This is a genomic window from Aureimonas sp. Leaf454 (assembly GCF_001424685.1).
Taxonomy (GTDB): domain Bacteria; phylum Pseudomonadota; class Alphaproteobacteria; order Rhizobiales; family Rhizobiaceae; genus Plantimonas.
Window position 1 is genome coordinate 228,073 of record NZ_LMQT01000024.1, and the last position, 15,407, is coordinate 243,479.

General features: G+C 68.3%; 14 protein-coding genes. 7 read left to right on the forward strand and 7 right to left on the reverse strand.

The window, feature by feature from the left end:
- Positions 1–45: 45 nt before the first annotated feature.
- Positions 46–2,508 (reverse strand): ATP-dependent helicase HrpB, encoded by a 2,463-nt coding sequence (gene hrpB / locus ASG43_RS20400; protein WP_056508785.1) that lies wholly within the window; start codon positions 2,506–2,508, stop codon positions 46–48.
- A 228-nt stretch (positions 2,509–2,736) separates the two neighbouring features.
- Here hrpB and ASG43_RS20405 point away from each other — a divergent pair, with 228 nt between their 5' ends.
- The 4 genes from ASG43_RS20405 to ASG43_RS20420 all read left to right on the forward strand — a co-directional run bounded on the left by ASG43_RS20405 (position 2,737) and on the right by ASG43_RS20420 (position 5,808).
- On the forward strand, positions 2,737–3,489 hold the full coding sequence (locus ASG43_RS20405; protein WP_056509219.1) for an SDR family oxidoreductase: 753 nt from the start codon (positions 2,737–2,739) through the stop codon (positions 3,487–3,489).
- A 142-nt stretch (positions 3,490–3,631) separates the two neighbouring features.
- The gene (locus ASG43_RS20410) at positions 3,632–4,786 is read left to right on the forward strand and encodes an HPP family protein (protein WP_056508786.1); all 1,155 of its coding nucleotides are present in this window, start codon (positions 3,632–3,634) and stop codon (positions 4,784–4,786) included.
- Between the two features lie 11 nt (positions 4,787–4,797).
- Positions 4,798–5,184, forward strand: a complete 387-nt coding sequence (locus ASG43_RS23820; protein WP_348271098.1) for a DUF2188 domain-containing protein — start codon at positions 4,798–4,800, stop codon at positions 5,182–5,184.
- Between the two features lie 3 nt (positions 5,185–5,187).
- Positions 5,188–5,808, forward strand: coding sequence for a hypothetical protein (locus ASG43_RS20420; RefSeq protein ID WP_056508791.1), 621 nt, complete (start codon positions 5,188–5,190; stop codon positions 5,806–5,808).
- Between the two features lie 16 nt (positions 5,809–5,824).
- Here ASG43_RS20420 and ASG43_RS20425 read toward each other — a convergent pair whose 3' ends face one another.
- The 6 genes from ASG43_RS20425 to dnaK all read right to left on the reverse strand — a co-directional run bounded on the left by ASG43_RS20425 (position 5,825) and on the right by dnaK (position 12,430).
- Positions 5,825–6,412 carry an NAD(P)H-dependent oxidoreductase gene (locus ASG43_RS20425; RefSeq protein ID WP_056508793.1) on the reverse strand — a complete coding sequence of 196 codons (588 nt, stop codon included), beginning with the start codon at positions 6,410–6,412 and terminating at the stop codon, positions 5,825–5,827.
- Positions 6,409–7,017, reverse strand: a complete 609-nt coding sequence (locus ASG43_RS20430) for a methyltransferase domain-containing protein (protein ID WP_056508795.1) — start codon at positions 7,015–7,017, stop codon at positions 6,409–6,411. The genes ASG43_RS20425 and ASG43_RS20430 overlap by 4 nt, the downstream gene beginning before the upstream one ends.
- The gene (locus ASG43_RS20435; protein ID WP_244488175.1) at positions 7,014–7,655 is read right to left on the reverse strand and encodes an rRNA adenine N-6-methyltransferase family protein; all 642 of its coding nucleotides are present in this window, start codon (positions 7,653–7,655) and stop codon (positions 7,014–7,016) included. Before ASG43_RS20435 ends, ASG43_RS20430 begins: the two co-directional genes overlap by 4 nt.
- Positions 7,656–7,924: 269 nt before the next feature.
- A complete protein-coding gene (gene dnaJ, locus ASG43_RS20440; protein WP_056508797.1) occupies positions 7,925–9,064 on the reverse strand; it encodes a molecular chaperone DnaJ in 1,140 nt (379 codons plus the stop codon).
- Positions 9,065–9,225: 161 nt separating this feature from the next.
- On the reverse strand, positions 9,226–10,308 hold the full coding sequence (locus ASG43_RS20445; protein ID WP_056508799.1) for an acyltransferase: 1,083 nt from the start codon (positions 10,306–10,308) through the stop codon (positions 9,226–9,228).
- A 208-nt stretch (positions 10,309–10,516) separates the two neighbouring features.
- Positions 10,517–12,430 carry a molecular chaperone DnaK gene (gene dnaK / locus ASG43_RS20450; RefSeq protein ID WP_056508801.1) on the reverse strand — a complete coding sequence of 638 codons (1,914 nt, stop codon included), beginning with the start codon at positions 12,428–12,430 and terminating at the stop codon, positions 10,517–10,519.
- Between the two features lie 418 nt (positions 12,431–12,848).
- Here dnaK and ASG43_RS20455 point away from each other — a divergent pair, with 418 nt between their 5' ends.
- From ASG43_RS20455 to ASG43_RS20465, 3 genes are read left to right on the forward strand one after another with little or no spacing between them, the layout of a single operon-like run.
- The gene (locus ASG43_RS20455; protein ID WP_056508802.1) at positions 12,849–13,880 is read left to right on the forward strand and encodes a hypothetical protein; all 1,032 of its coding nucleotides are present in this window, start codon (positions 12,849–12,851) and stop codon (positions 13,878–13,880) included.
- A complete protein-coding gene (locus ASG43_RS20460; RefSeq protein WP_056508804.1) occupies positions 13,870–14,277 on the forward strand; it encodes a phage holin family protein in 408 nt (135 codons plus the stop codon). The genes ASG43_RS20455 and ASG43_RS20460 overlap by 11 nt, the downstream gene beginning before the upstream one ends.
- Positions 14,274–15,320: a DUF3618 domain-containing protein gene (locus ASG43_RS20465; RefSeq protein ID WP_156386811.1), complete on the forward strand. Its 1,047-nt coding sequence runs from the start codon at positions 14,274–14,276 to the stop codon at positions 15,318–15,320. Before ASG43_RS20460 ends, ASG43_RS20465 begins: the two co-directional genes overlap by 4 nt.
- Positions 15,321–15,407: the final 87 nt, after the last annotated feature.

Below are 15,407 nucleotides of genomic sequence, written 5' to 3' on the forward strand. Positions count from 1 at the left end.
CATCAGCCGCCGCCACGCCGTTCGGCCTGGCCGGGGCCGCCGACATCAGCCGCGCGGTTTGGCTCTCGCCGTCGCTTCGGCCCGCGCGGGGTCTTCCGGCCAGACATGGCGGGGATAGCGGCCCCGGAGATCGGCCCGCACCTCCCGCCAGGAGCCCGCCCAGAAGCCGGGCAGGTCGCGGGTGATCTGGATCGGGCGGTGCGCCGGGGACAGCAGCTCCAGCGTCAGCGGCAACCGTCCCTCGGCCAGCGCGGGATGGGTGGTCAGCCCGTAGAGCTCCTGCACGCGAACGGCGAGAACGGGTCCGTCCGCCTCGTAGCGGATCGGCAGACGCGAGCCCGTCGGCGCCTCGTAATGCGACGGAGCGAGGGCCTCGATCCGCCGCGCGAACTCGGCCGGCACCAGCCCCGCCAGAGCCTCGCGCACCACGTCCGGCCGGATGTCGGAGAGCCGCACCACGCCGGGCAGGAACGGCATCAGCCAATCCTCCAGCGTATCGAGGAGGCGAAGATCCGAGAGGTCCGGCCAGGGATCGCCGAAGGCGTTCGCGAGGAACCGCAGCCGCAGAAGATAGCGCTCGCCGTCCGCGCCGAGCGGCAGGGATGAAAAGCCCTTCTCGCGAAGGCCGGACCCCAGGACCGCGGCGGCCTCGGGTCCGTGGGGCACGGGGATCGGCGCTTCGGAGAAGGTCGCGCGGCCGAGCCCCCGCCGCCGGCGCGCCCGCACTTCGCCGCTGCGGGCATCGAAGGCGAGACTGTCCTCGTCGACGATCCGTCCGGCGAAGATCGCCTCCAGCGATTCACGTGAAACGCGCGCGGCCGCCGCGATCTTCGCCGAGCGGGCCGACCCCAAGAGATCGGCGACGACGATGAAAGCTTCGGACGCGAGCCCCGACGAGGCGTCGAGCGCGCCGCCGCGCCCGTTCGCCAGCACGAAATGGCCCCGCGCGCCGCGCGCCGACGCGACCCGGTCGGGAAAAGCCAGGGCGAGGATGGCGCCGGGCTCGGCATCGCCGTCGATGCCGGGCGCCGGCGGAGCCTGGCGGCCTTGCCCCTCGATGCGCCGGGCGAGCGTCGCCGCGTCGCGGGCGCGCGGGCTTCGGTCGCTCCGCCAACGGCGCAGTCGATCCTCGAGATCGGGATCGGACCCGCCGAGGCCGCGCTCGGTGAGGAGGACGGCCAGGTCCGCGGCGAGGCGACGGGCGGGGCCGGCCTCCACCACCATCCGCGCCAGACGCGGCGCGAGGCCGACATCGCGCATGGCGGTGCCCGTGGCCGTCACCTGTCCCCGGGCGTCGAAGGCGCCGAGCGCCTGAAGAAGCGCGCGCGCCTCGGCCAAGGCCGGCGCGGGCGGCGGATCGAGGAAGGGCAGCGTGCCGGGATCGCCGACGCCGAAGCTCGCGCAGTCGAGAAGGAGGCCAGACAGATCGGCCGAGAGGATTTCCGGCCGGTCGAACGGCTCCAGTCCCTGTTCCTCGCGCCACAGGCGGATCGCGATGCCCGGCGCGGTGCGCCCGGCCCGGCCCGCGCGCTGGTCCGCGCCCGCCCGCGACACGCGCACGGTCTCGAGGCGCGACAGGCCCGTCGACGGCTCGAAGACCGGCTGCCGGCGCAGACCCGAATCCACCACGACCGTGATGCCGTCGATGGTGATCGAGGTTTCCGCGATCGAGGTCGCGAGCACGATCTTGCGGGTGCCCGGCGGCGCGGGCCGGATGGCGAGATCCTGCGCGGCTGCATCCATCGCGCCGAACAGGGGCGCGACGAGGAGGGAGGGGCCGGCGAGAGGGGCAAGGCGCTCGGCCACGCGCGCGATCTCCCCCTGACCGGGCAGAAACACGAGAAGGCTTCCCGTCTCCTCGGCGAGCGCCTCGCGCACGGCGCTCGCCACCGCATCCTCGATGCGCTCCGTGCCCGGCCGGTCGCGGTGCCGGACGTGGACGGGAAAGGCGCGGCCCGCGCTTTCGAGGATCGGCGTGCCCGGTCCCAGCAGTCCGGCGACACCGGCGCCGTCGAGCGTCGCCGACATCGCGAGGATGGAAAGATCCTCGCGCAGCGCGCCTTGCACGTCGAGGGCGAGCGCAAGACCGAGATCGGCGTCGAGCGAGCGTTCGTGGAACTCGTCGAAGATGACCAGGCAGACGCCCGGCAGGTCCGGCGCGCCGAGGATCTGGCGCTTGAAGACGCCCTCCGTCACGACTTCGATGCGCGTCCTCGCGGAGACCTTCGTGTCGAGCCGCATGCGCCAACCGACGGTCTCGCCGACCCGTTCGCCGAGGATCTCGGCCATGCGCCGCGCCGCCGCCCGCGCCGCGAGCCGCCGCGGCTCCACGAGGAGGATACGGCCCTTCTCGAAGCCGGGGGAGGCGAGGAGGTGCAAGGGCACGAGCGTCGTCTTGCCGGCGCCGGGCGGCGCGACGAGCACGGCATTGCGCGTGCGCGCGAGCGCTTCGGCCAGATCGGGCAGAATCGCGGTGACGGGAAGATCGGGGAGGAGGGGCGGGGTCATGTCCTGTCGAAGCGGCAGCCTGGGATGCCGAGGCATCCGCCTCTTCGAGGTTCAGCGCAAGTCTCCCCTGCCTCCCGGGACGCCGCAAAGACGCGAACGTCTGTGGCCTTCTCCCGCTTCGATGCTAAAGGAGAGGCTGAGAGGCGACTTTCGAAAGCGGCCTCGGGCGCGGCCGGCGGCACGGCTCGGCAGCGACGACAAAACCGACGATCGAGGATGGTGATGGCGATGGTAGAAGCGTCCGACACGCGCAAGACACTCGTCCTGACGGGCGCTTCGCGGGGCATCGGCCATGCCGCGGTCAAGCGCTTCTCGCGCGAGGGCTGGCGCGTCATCACCTGCTCGCGCCAGCCCTTCGCGGAGGACTGTCCCTGGCCGGCGGGTCCCGAGGACCACATCAAGGTCGATCTCGCCGATCCCGAGGATGTCGGCTTCGCGATCTCGGAGATCCGCCACCGGCTGGAGGCCAACGGCTCGCAGCTCCATGCGCTCGTCAACAATGCCGCCATCTCGCCGAAGGGCGAGGGCGGCTCGCGGCTCGATTCGATCCAGACGGCGATGCATCTGTGGCGCGACGTGTTTCAGGTGAACTTCTTCGCCCCGATCATGCTGGCACGCGGATTGTTCAAGGAATTGTCGAACGCCCAGGGGTCGATCGTCAACGTCACCTCGATCGCCGGCGGCCGCGTCCATCCCTTCGCCGGCACCGCCTATGCCACCTCGAAGGCCGCGCTTGCCTCGCTGACGCGCGAGATGGCCGCCGACTTCGGTCCCGCCGGCATCCGCGTCAACGCCATCGCGCCCGGCGAGATCGACACTGCGATCCTGTCGCCCGGCACCGACAAGATCGTCGAGAACATCCCGCTCCGCCGCCTCGGCAAGACCGCCGAGGTTGCCGACATCATCTTCTTCCTCTGCTCCAACCAGGCGAGCTACGTGACGGGTTCGGAGATCCACATCAACGGCGGCCAGCACGTCTGAGCCGCGCTCGCCGGGGGCCGGGGGCCGGGGGCGGCTTCGCGCCGACCGGGCGCGGGAAAGGCGGACGGCCTGTCTCGCGAACGTCCTCCAAACCCCACTTTTGCCGGCTTAGCTGCTCCATCCGCATTTTCGACGTGACGCCATGCAGTTCAAGCACTGGATTCCCGATCTTCCGCGCCTCAGCCCCCGCGAGCGCATCCGCTCGGCGGCGGGCGCGCTGATCGGCATTCTCGCCACGGGACTCGTCGCGCGCGCCGCGGTGGGCGAGGGCGCGGCGCTGCCCGTTCTGATCGCCCCGATGGGCGCTTCGGCGGTGCTGCTCTTCGCGGTGCCGGCGAGCCCGCTGGCCCAGCCCTGGTCGATCCTCGGCGGCAATCTCGTCGCCGCCTTCGTCGGCGTGACGGCGGCAAGGCTCGTGGCCGACCCGATGCTCGCGGCGGCGCTCGCGATCTCCGTCGCCATCGCCGCGATGATCCCGCTGCGATGCCTCCATCCGCCGAGCGGGGCCGTGGCCCTGACGGCCGTGCTCGGCGGGCCCGCGATCACCGGTCTCGGCTACGGCTTCCTCGCCTGGCCCGTCGCCGCCAATTCGCTTCTCCTCTTGGGAACGGCGCTCCTCTTCAACAACCTGACGGGGCGCACCTATCCCCATGTCCCGCCGCGCGAGGCCGCACGGCACGGCACGGCCGATCCGCCGCCCTCGACGCGCGTCGGGCTGGCCGCGGCCGATCTCGACGCGGTGCTGCGCGAGTTCGACGGCGTGCTCGACATCGGGCGCGGCGATCTCCTGTCGATCCTGAAGCTCGCGCAGATGCGGACCTACGGGCGCACGGCCGGCCGCGCGACCGCCTCGACGATCATGTCGCGCGACGTCGTCGCGATCGCGCCCGACGCCTCGCTCGGCGAGGCGCTGGAGCTCCTGCGCCGCCATCACATCAAGGCCCTGCCGGTGACGGACGAGAGCGCTCGGGTGATCGGCATCGTCACGCAGACCGACCTCCTGGACAAGGCGTCCTGGGACGGGAAGGGCCGGCCGCGCATCGGCCTGCGCCACCGTCTGCATCTCACGATGAGCCGGGCGCGGGCGCCCTACGGTTCGGTGGAGGACATCATGACGACGCCGGTCGAAACCATCCGGCCGGACCGGCCGATCGCCGAGATCGTGCTGCCGATGACCGATGCCGGCCTCCATCACCTGCCGGTGGTCGGCGCGGACGACCGCCTTCTCGGCATCGTCTCCCAGAGCGACCTCATCACGGCGCTCCTGGCGGAGGCTTCGGAGCGGGCGGAGGGCTAAGGCCGTCTGCCTTGGTCGATGAGAGCCATTCTCGGAATGTCGATGATTTCGGCTTGCTGCCCGTTGGCATAAACGAAATACTGAAGGTCGCTGCGGTTGAGGCCGACCTGTCGGAGCGCACGGCCGACAAAGGCTGTGCGGTTGGCGAATCTGAGGTCCTGGAAACTGTTAAAATGAGCAAAAAAGGGCAGCATGTCGTTCCGAACGGAACCAAATGGAGCGTACGTCGGACGGGTTCATCTCGGGCTTCAGGAACCTTCGAGACTCAAGGCGAAGCTATTCAACGCGCCAAGGATATCGCAAAAAACCAGAAGACCGAACTGTTCATACATGGGAGAGATGGGCGGATCCGGGAACGTAACTCTTTCGGCAGCGATCCGCATCCCCCCAAAGGATGACGCATGGCTTACGAGGAATGCGTTTTCATCAATTGTCCCTTTGACAAGGAATACGCCCCGCTGCTTCAGGCGATGCTGTTCTGCGTTATCTATCTTGGGTTTCGGCCACGACTTGCGACAGAGCGATCGGACGCAGCTGAAAACAGGCTTGCAAAGATATGTGAGCTGATCAAGGCCTCGAAATACTCCATCCATGATCTAAGCCGCTGCCAAGCTCTACAAGAAGGCGAACACTACCGTCTTAATATGCCGTTCGAACTTGGAATCGACTATGGCTGCCGGCAATTCGATGGCGGCGATAGAAGCGATAAGAAGATCCTCGTTCTTGAAGAAAAGCCTTATCGCTATCAGATTTCTTTGTCGGATATGGCCGGAAGCGACATTCAGGTGCATGGCGCGAAATTCGACGTCATCATCCGCAAAGTGCGGAATTGGTTGGTGAGCGAGGCCAGAATCGAGGCCGCAGGCGCCAGTCGGATATCCAATTCATATTTCGACTTTCAATCATGGTACTTCGAAAAGCAGATCGCTGCCGGATTTTCTGAAGAGGATATTCTCGACTATCCGACACATGAGCTGCTTGTTGCGATGACGGACTGGGTCGATCTCGGGCGGCCGGTCTAAGCGTCCGTACTCACAGTCACGGCACGTGGCGTCCCAGCGCTTGCGCGTGTTCCAGCAGCGTTTCCACGAGCCGGTCCAGCGCGAGGCGCGCGTGGTCGTCGGTAAGCGCGCCGTCCTCGGCGAAGGCCGTCGCGGCATCGCCGAGCGTCACCTGGGCCGAAAGAACCTCGGCGCCCAGCGACTGGCAGATCGGCCGGAGCGCCTGAAGGCCGCGAAGCCCGCCGAGACGACCGGGCGAGGCGGCGGCGAGGCCGACCACGAGCTCCTTGAAGGGCTGCACCGGTCGCCCCTTGATCTTGCGCACGCGGCTTGTCCAGTCGATCGCGTTCTTCAGGAGCGGCGAAACGGAAGCATTGTATTCCGGGCTGACGAGAAGCAGGCCATCCTGCATCTCGATCCGCTCGGCCAGTTGCACCGCCGCCGCCGGCACGCCCGCCGCCTCCTCGTGATCGCCGTCGTAGATCGGCAGCGCGTAGTCGGCGAGGTCGAGCAGCGTCACCTCGGCGGTCGTCAGCGTCAGGAGCCGCGCCGCCTCGTTGGCGAGGCGACGGTTGTGGGAGCCGGACCGAAGGGAGCCGGCGATGACGAGGATGCGCACGCTCATGGAGCCCGCGACCCCGAAGCCGCGGCCTGATCCTGCGCGTAGACCCAGACGCGGGCGGGCGGAATGTTCGACCAGACGATCGGCGAGGAGGTGACCGTGAAGACGCCCGGCACGGGCTTCACCGGCGCGGTCGGCAGATAGGAGAGCTGCGTCAGGTTTCCGCCGGGCAGGAGGTGGTCGAAATAGCGGGTGAAGAGCGCCTGGCGTTGCTCCTGCGACAGGTTGAGGATCGGAATCGCGAAGAGGATGGCGGCGAAGCGGCGGCGCGGCGTGGTGCCGAGCGTCCGGTCGAGATCGAAGCCGTCGCCCTCGACGACGTTCACCTCGGGGAACCGGCCCTTCAGGACGTCGGCGAAGCTCTTCTCGTATTCGATGGAGGTGATGCGGCCGGGCGAAACGCCCTTGTCGAGAAGCGCCCGCGTGACGACGCCGAGACCGGGACCGAGCTCGAGCACCGGCCCGTCGATGTCCGTCGTCGCCCGCTCCACCATTTCGCGGCAATAGGCCGGCGAGGAGGGCGCCACGGCGCCGAGCTTCAGGGGATGGCGGATCCAGGTCGCGAAGAAGCGCGCGACGTCGCCCGCATTGGAACTCTCCGACTTCATGGGGCGGTCCTTCGATAGACGATGACGCGGGCCGGCGGCAGGTTCAGCTTCACCCAGGGGCTGAGCTCCACCTGGGCGCCGAGACGTTCCGGCTTCACCGGCAGCGTCAGCGCGTAGGAAAACTGGATGAAGGGATGGCCCGGCGGGAGGGTGTCGAGGGCGCCGCCGATCAGCGTCTCGCGCATCGCGTCGGGCTTGGTGAAGAGCGGCAGGCTGGACACGATCGTGCCGAGCCGTCGGCCGCCGAGCGCACCCGGCTCCAAGGGCGCATAGGCATCGCCTTCCAGGATGGTCGCGCGGGGAAATCGCGCCTTGAGGAGGGCGCAGAATTCGGCCGAATATTCGACAAGGACGAGGTTCTCCTCGGCGACGCCGCGATCGATCAGCGTCTGCGTGACGACGCCCGTGCCGGGCCCGAGTTCCAGCACGACGTCTCCTGCCTCGACGACGCCATCCGGCACGAATCGCGACATGGCGCGCCCGAGCGCCCGGGAGGAGGGCGACACGGCGCCGGTGACGAAGGGGCGCTTCAGCCAGCCCTTGAAGAAGCGGGCGTCGTCGCCGGTTCGGTTGAGGGGATCGGCGGCGAGGCGTCGTTTGGAGGAGGCTGTCATGTCGCTGCGATCGAACTCCGTCACGCGGGCACGACGCCCTCTGCCTCTGTCCCGATCATCCCTTGGATCATCGAACCGAGCGATCCCTTTGAAGGATGACCGGGCCGCCGAACCTTCGCGAGGATCGCCATGCGCTCTTCCTAACGACGATCCGTGTCGGGAAAGCGACATTGTGACCGAACATCTAACGAAGGCGGGCGCGGAAGAGAACCTTCCGCGCCCGCATCCCGAAACCTTTTTGTCGCCGGCATCCGCGAGGAGGCCCCGTGCCGAGGGCACTCGGCTCCTCCCGGTCAGGTCTTGCTGAGGTCCTCGAAGAAATCCTTCATCCGGGCGAAGAAGCCGGTCGACTGCGGCGAATTCTCGGAGGAGGAGATCTGCTCGAACTCCTCCAGGAGCTCGCGCTGGCGCCGGGAGAGGCTTTGGGGCGTCTCGATCTGCACCTGGATGAAGAGGTCTCCCGTCTGCGGCGAGCGCAGCACGGGCATGCCCTTGCCCTTCACGCGGAACTGCTTGCCGGACTGCGTGCCCTCGGGAACCTTGACGCGCGTCTTGGCGCCGTCGAGCGTCGTGACCTCGAAGGACCCGCCGAGCGCGGCCGTCGTCATGGAGACCGGAATCTTGCAGAAGAGATCGGCGCCATCGCGCTGGAAGAACTCGTGCGGGCGCACGGAAAGGAAGATGTAGAGATCGCCCGCGGGGCCGCCGCGCAGGCCCGCCTCGCCCTCGCCGGCTAGCCGGATGCGCGTGCCGTCCTCGATGCCGGCGGGGATGTTGACCGAGAGATTGCGCTCCTCGGGAAGCCGGCCTTCCCCGTGGCAGGCGGTGCACGGATCGGCGATCATCTCGCCCCGGCCCTGGCAGGTCGGGCAGGTCCGCTCGATGGAGAAGAAGCCTTGCGCGGCGCGCACGCGCCCGACGCCGCCGCAGGTCGGGCAGGCCTTCGGCGCGGAGCCGGGCTTGGCGCCGGTGCCGTTGCAGGCCTCGCACTGGATCGTCGTGGGGACGCCGATTTCGGCGGTCTTGCCGCCGAAGGCCTCTTCGAGCGAGACCTCCATGTTGTAGCGAAGGTCCGAGCCGCGCTCGCGACCGCCGCCGCCCGAGCCCGCGCGGCCGCGCCGCTGACCCATCATCTCGCCGAAGATGTCGTCGAAGACATCCGCCATCGAGGATCCGAAATCGCCGCGGAACCCGGCCCCCCCGCCGCCGTTCTGGAAGGCGGCGTGCCCGAAGCGATCGTAGGCAGCGCGCTTCTGCGGGTCCTTCAGCACCTCATAGGCTTCGCCGAGTTCCTTGAACTTGGCCTCGGCATCGGCGTTGCCCGGATTGCGGTCCGGGTGGAACTGCATCGCGAGCTTGCGATAGGCGGTCTTCAGGACCTTCTCGTCGCAACCTTTTGCGACGCCCAGCATCTCGTAATAGTCGGCCTTCATCGGCGTTCGTGTCCGTCGTGTCTGGCGGTTCGGGTCGGGTCGGCGGCGGCTCGAGCCTTGCGGCGGCGCACCAGCCCCGATGTGGTGACGCATCCCGCGCGTTACCATAGCGAAACGCCCTTAGGAACCGCCGCTCTTCGAACCTGTCCAAACTGTGGTTTTCAAGCCGAAACGGCGCGGGGTCCCTCGGCGCCCCGCCCGGCGGATGCGAGGGCGGCGCCGAAGGGCCGCTCGAACCAGCGCTCGGAGGCGAGCGCGGCGAGGACCGTCGCTCCCATCGGCACCAGCCAGAACCAATAGAAGCCGGCCCCGTCCGCCGGCTGCAGCATCCGCTTCCAGACGATCGACAGGAAGATCGTCTCCATCACGGGATGGAGGAGATAGATGCCGAAGGAGACGCGGGCGAACGGCATCAAGGGCGCCAGCCGCCGCGTGGAGTCCGGCCGTGCCGTTTCGGCGAGCGCGGTGAGGAGCATGGCGAGCGCGAAGCCGAGAAGCGTCAGGTAGCCGTTCCACGAGAAGACCATGGAGAGAAACGCGAAGCCGAGGGCCAGAAGGCCGGGCCGATGCGAGACGACGGCGAAGGGCCGGCTGGCGACGAGGCTGGCCACGATCGCGCCGAGCGTGAAATCGGCGAAGGCCCGGTAGGCTCCCTGCGTGTCCGCCGCCATCCAGTTCCCGCCGGGAAAGAACCCGGACCGGCCGGCGATCTCCAGTCCCGAGACCCAGAGCACCAGAAGCGCCACCAGTCCCGCCAGACCCGCCCGCTTCGCGGCGAGGACGACGAGCGGAAAGAGCGCATAGCAGAAGAACTCCGCCCCGATCGACCAGGAGGGATAATTGAAGGCGAGCACGTCCTGAAGCCCGAGCGCATGGAGCGCCAGGAGATGCAGGGGCAGAAGGGCGAGGTTCCATCGCTCCGGATCGCTCGCCTGGATCCATCCGAGCGCGACGGCGAGGCCGATCGCGGCGAAGACGGCGAGCGTCGCCAGATGCAGCGGATAGAGCCGCGCGACGCGGCGCTGAAGGAAGAGCCCGTAATCCCCGAGCGTCGAGACCCGGCCGGCATAGCGCCCGGCGATCAGGAAGCCCGAGATCATGAAGAACATGTCGAGGAGCGGCAGGAGCCGATGCAGCGCCTCGATATAGGCCTCGCGGCCCGGCGGCGCGAAGTAGAGGAAGTGGTAGGCCATGATGAGAAGGGCGGCGGCGAGGCGCCAGCAGTCGAAGATCCGATAGTGCATCGCCGGGATCCCTCGAACTCGCTTTGTCGGCCGCATCGACGGGGAAACGAGGCGGTTCCCGCTGTCTATCGGAGAACCGTTAAAACGGGATGATCGGCTTGGGAGCCGTCGATCATCCGATCGTCCACCGGGCTCGAGGATGTCGACCGGCATGAAAAAGGCCCCGGCGGTGTCCGCCGGGGCCTCGTACCTGTCGGTCCTGAACCGATCAGGCCGACTTCTTGCGCTCGTCGTCGACCTCTTCGAAATCGGCGTCGACGACGTCGTCCTTGTCGCCGGTCGGCTGGGCGGCGTCGTCCGCCTGCTGGTTCTGGGCCGACTCGTACATGGCCTGACCGAGCTTCATCGAGGCTTCGGCAAGGGTCTCGCTCTTGGCCTTGATGGCGTCCACGTCCGGCTCGGGGGCTTCGAGCTCGGTGCGCAGGGCCGCGATCGCCACCTCGATGGCGCCGCGGTCATCCGCCGAGACCTTGTCGCCGTAGTCCTTGAGGGACTTCTCGGCCGAGTGGACGAGGCTTTCCGCCTGGTTCTTGGCCTCGACGCCCGCGCGGCGGCGCTTGTCGGCATCCGCGTTCTGCTCCGCCTCCTGGACCATCTTCTCGATGTCGGCATCCGACAGGCCGCCCGAAGCCTGGATCGTGATCCGCTGCTCCTTGTTGGTGCCCTTGTCCTTGGCCGAGACATTGACGATGCCGTTGGCGTCGATGTCGAAGGTCACCTCGATCTGCGGAACGCCGCGCGGTGCCGGCGGAATGCCTTCGAGGTTGAAGCGGCCGAGCGACTTGTTGTCCTGCGCCATCTCGCGCTCGCCCTGGAAGACCTGGATGGTCACGGCGTTCTGGCCGTCCTCGGCGGTCGAGAAGACCTGGCTCTTCTTGGTCGGGATCGTCGTGTTGCGGTCGATGAGACGCGTGAACACGCCGCCCAGCGTCTCGATGCCGAGCGAGAGCGGGGTCACGTCGAGAAGGAGCACGTCCTTCACGTCGCCCTGGAGCACGCCGGCCTGGATGGCGGCACCCATGGCCACGACCTCGTCGGGATTGACGCCCTTGTGGGGCTCCTTGCCGAAGAGCTGCTTCACGACCTCCTGGACCTTCGGCATGCGGCTCATGCCGCCGACGAGGACCACTTCGTCGATATCGGCCGCGGTAAGGCCGGCATCCTTGAGAGCGGACTTGCAGGGTCCGACGGTGCGCTGCACGAGATCGTCGACCAGCGCCTCGAACTTCGAGCGCGTCAGCTTCATCGTGAGGTGCTTGGGACCGGACGCGTCCGCCGTGATGAAGGGCAGGTTGATCTCGGTCTGCGCCGACGAGGACAGCTCGATCTTGGCCTTCTCGGCGGCTTCCTTCAGGCGCTGAAGAGCGAGCTTGTCGTTCTTCAGGTCGATGCCCTGATCCTTCTTGAACTCGGCCGCGAGGTAGTCGACGAGGCGCATGTCGAAGTCCTCGCCGCCGAGGAACGTGTCGCCGTTGGTGGACTTCACCTCGAAGACGCCGTCGCCGATCTCGAGCACGGACACGTCGAACGTGCCGCCGCCCAGATCGTAGACCGCGATCGTCTTGCCGTCGTTCTTGTCGAGGCCGTAGGCGAGAGCGGCCGCCGTCGGCTCGTTGATGATGCGCAGCACGTCGAGGCCCGCGATGCGGCCGGCATCCTTGGTCGCCTGGCGCTGGGCGTCGTTGAAGTAGGCGGGAACGGTGATGACGGCCTTCTCGACCTTCTCACCGAGATAGGCTTCCGCCGTCTCCTTCATCTTCTGCAGGATCATGGCGGAGATCTGCGAGGGCGAATACTTGTCGCCGTCGGCTTCCACCCAAGCGTCGCCATTGTCGGCGCGCACGATCTTGTAGGGCACGAGGCCCTTGTCCTTGGCGACGGTCGGATCGTCGTAGCGACGGCCGATCAGGCGCTTGACGGCGAACAGCGTGTCCTCCGGATTGGTCACGGCCTGACGCTTGGCCGGCTGGCCCACGAGGCGCTCCTCGCCGTCCGTGAAGGCGACGATGGAGGGGGTCGTGCGCGCGCCTTCCGCGTTCTCGATGACCTTCGCGGTCTTGCCGTCCATGACGGCGACGCAGGAATTCGTCGTGCCGAGGTCGATGCCGATAACCTTAGCCATTGGGCTCTCCTTCTTGAGCGAACCACCCGGACCCTCATCGAGGCGTTGACGGGGCGGTCCCTGGAAACTTGGAAAAATCACCATGGCGGCGAGCGGTGCCGGGAACCGGGGCTCGTCGCGACTGCGGGGTATATATGAAGACCCTCGGAGGCGCGCAAGACGGCGGATGACACGAGCATCGCAGGACGTTTTCGCGTCGACCGGTCGCAGGCCCGGTCTCGTTAGGCGCGACCGGGTTCTCGCCGGAACCCTTGGTCCGCAGGACTCCTTAACGATCCATCACGGCGCCGGCATCGATTCACGATCCGCCGGTGCCGCATCCGGGAGACCCTCATGAACAGCATCATCTATCTGATCGGGCTGATCGTGGTCGTTCTCGCCATCTTGTCCTTCCTGGGAATCGGCTGAGGAGACCGTCATGACATCCGACTTCGAAAGAAAACCCAATCCCTACGGCACGACCGGCGGCACCACGGGCCAACCCGCCGAGATCACGGTCGGCGGCACGTCCTCGGGCGCCGCGCAGAGCGGCTTCGGCAACAACACGTCGATCCATGAGGCGAGCACCGCTTCGGGCCAGCGGGCAGGCTCGGCCACGCCGGGCTCCGACGCCGATCGCGCCAAAGGCGTGATCGACCGCGAGACCGGCGCCGCCAAGGCCGAACTCGGAAACGCGGCGCGGGAGATCAAGGACGGCGCAGCCAGCCTCGCCGCGACCGCCCGCGAGAAGGCGAGCGAGAGCGTCGAAGCCGGCAAGTCGCAGCTGACCTCCAGCCTCGGCGACTTCGCCGCCGCCGTGCGCAAGGCGTCCGACGAGCTCGGCGAGCGCGACCAGTCCATGGCGGCCGGTCTCGTGCGCGAGGTCGCCAACGGCCTCGAGCAAGCCACGGGTTCGATCGAGGGCCGGAGCGTCCAGGATCTGACACGCTCCGTCGCCTCCTTCGCGCGTCGCCAGCCGACGACCTTTCTGATCGGCGCGGCGCTGGCCGGCATCGCGCTCGGTCGCTTCGCACGGGCTTCCGGCGACCACGCGGCGACACCGGGCGACGGCCCGCGCGGCTATGGCGACGACGACCGCTACGGCTCGGCCTACGACCGCAACCGCGGCCGCGAATCCATGACGCCCGGTCGCAGCGCGGCGTCCTCGGCGGGATCGTCCTCCGCGTCGTCCGGGCTCCAGGCGTCTACGGCCTCGCGTCCCGTGACGCCGCCGGTTTCGGCCGGCACGAGCGCGCCGCGCACGTCCTCGACCGCCGATACGCCGGTCTCCTACGCCAACCCCGCACGCCCGTCGTCGGCAGGCGCCTCGGCGGGATCCTCGATCTCCGGCGGATCGCTCTCGACCGGTGCGACCGCGTCCGGCACCGCGCCGGCGGAGGGGCCGAGCGGGGCTGCGCTCGGACACGGTTCGGGCTCCTTCAATCCGCAGGGAGGCCGCGATGACCGTTGAGCCGCGTGACAACAAGTCGATCCCGGATCTTCTGGCCGATCTCATGCGGGAGGCGACCGACCTCTTCCGCAGCGAAGGCCAGCTGATCCGTTCGGAACTGTCCGACAAGCTGACCCAGCTCCAGGTCGGCGGCGGCTCGATCGCGGCCGGCGCCATCTGCCTTCTCGTCGCCTTGCTCACGTTGACGGCGGCGCTCGTCACCGCCGTCTCCAAGATCGGCGAACCCGACATCGGGCCCGGCTGGGCCGCCTTGATCGTCGGGGCCGTCATCGCGGTGATCGGCGTCCTTCTTCTCGCCAAGGGCAAGAAGGATCTCGAGCCGTCCAATCTCACGCCCACCCGCACCGCCCGCCAGCTCGGCGAAGACGGCAAGCTCGTGAAGGAGCAGATCCGATGAGCATGGAAACCGACAAGCTCGAACGCGAGGTCGAGACCCGCCGCTCCAATGTCGAGAGCACGATCGACGCGCTGCGCAACCGCATGTCGGTCGGCCAGATCTTCGACGAGGTGCAGGGCTACATGAAGGAGGGTCAGGTCACCGAGCTGACCCAGAATCTCGGCCGTCAGGTCCGCGACAATCCGCTGGCGCTCGGTCTCGTCGGCGCCGGCATCGCATGGCTCCTGATGGGCCAAGGCGTGCGCGACACCGGCCGGCGCGTGGCCGAACGCTTCGAGCACGACGAGGATCCGGCACCCTATCCGGACTATTCGTCCGTTTCCGGTCGCGACTCGCGCTATGCCGAAACGCAGCCCTACCGCGTCGGCGGCTCCGGCCAGCTGGAGCGGGCCGGCTATGAGGACGACGGCCCCGGCCTCGCCGATCGGGTGCGCGATGCCGCCTCCGGCATCGGCGACCGGCTGTCGGACGCCGCCTCCGGCGTGCGGGATGGGGTGTCCTCCGGCGCGTCCTCGGCATCGTCGGGCCTTGCATCCGCATCCGAGCGCGTGCGCGGCTCCGCCTCGAGCCTCGGCAGCACCGCGCGCTCCTATGGCAGCGACGCGGCCGATGCAGCATGGCGTGCCGAGCGCGCGGCGATGGATCAGGCCCGCCGGGTGGGGTCACAGGCGCAACGCTACGGCCGCCAGGCTCGTCGGACCTTCCTCGACACGCTGCAGGACGAGCCGCTGGTGGTGGGTGCCGTCGCTCTCGCCATCGGCGCGGCCATCGGTGCCTCGCTGCCGTCGACGCGGATCGAGGACGAGTATCTCGGCGATGCCCGCGATCGGCTGCGCGATCAGGCCGTCGACTACGGCAAGGGTGCCGTCGAGAGCGCCAAGCACGTGGCGGAAGAGACCTACCGCGCGGCCAGCGAAGAGGCCGACGCGCGGGGGCTGAAGCCGTCGAACGAAAGCGAGACGATCGTGGAAAAGGTGTCCGGCGTCGTTCGCACCGCGGCCGACACGGCCCGCTCGGAAGCCAAGAAGGAAGGCCTCGTCTGAGACGAGCGTTCCCGTGGGATCATGACGAAGGGCGGGTGCCGGACTGGCGCCCGCCCTTTCTCGTTGCGGAACATCGACGAGACGGAG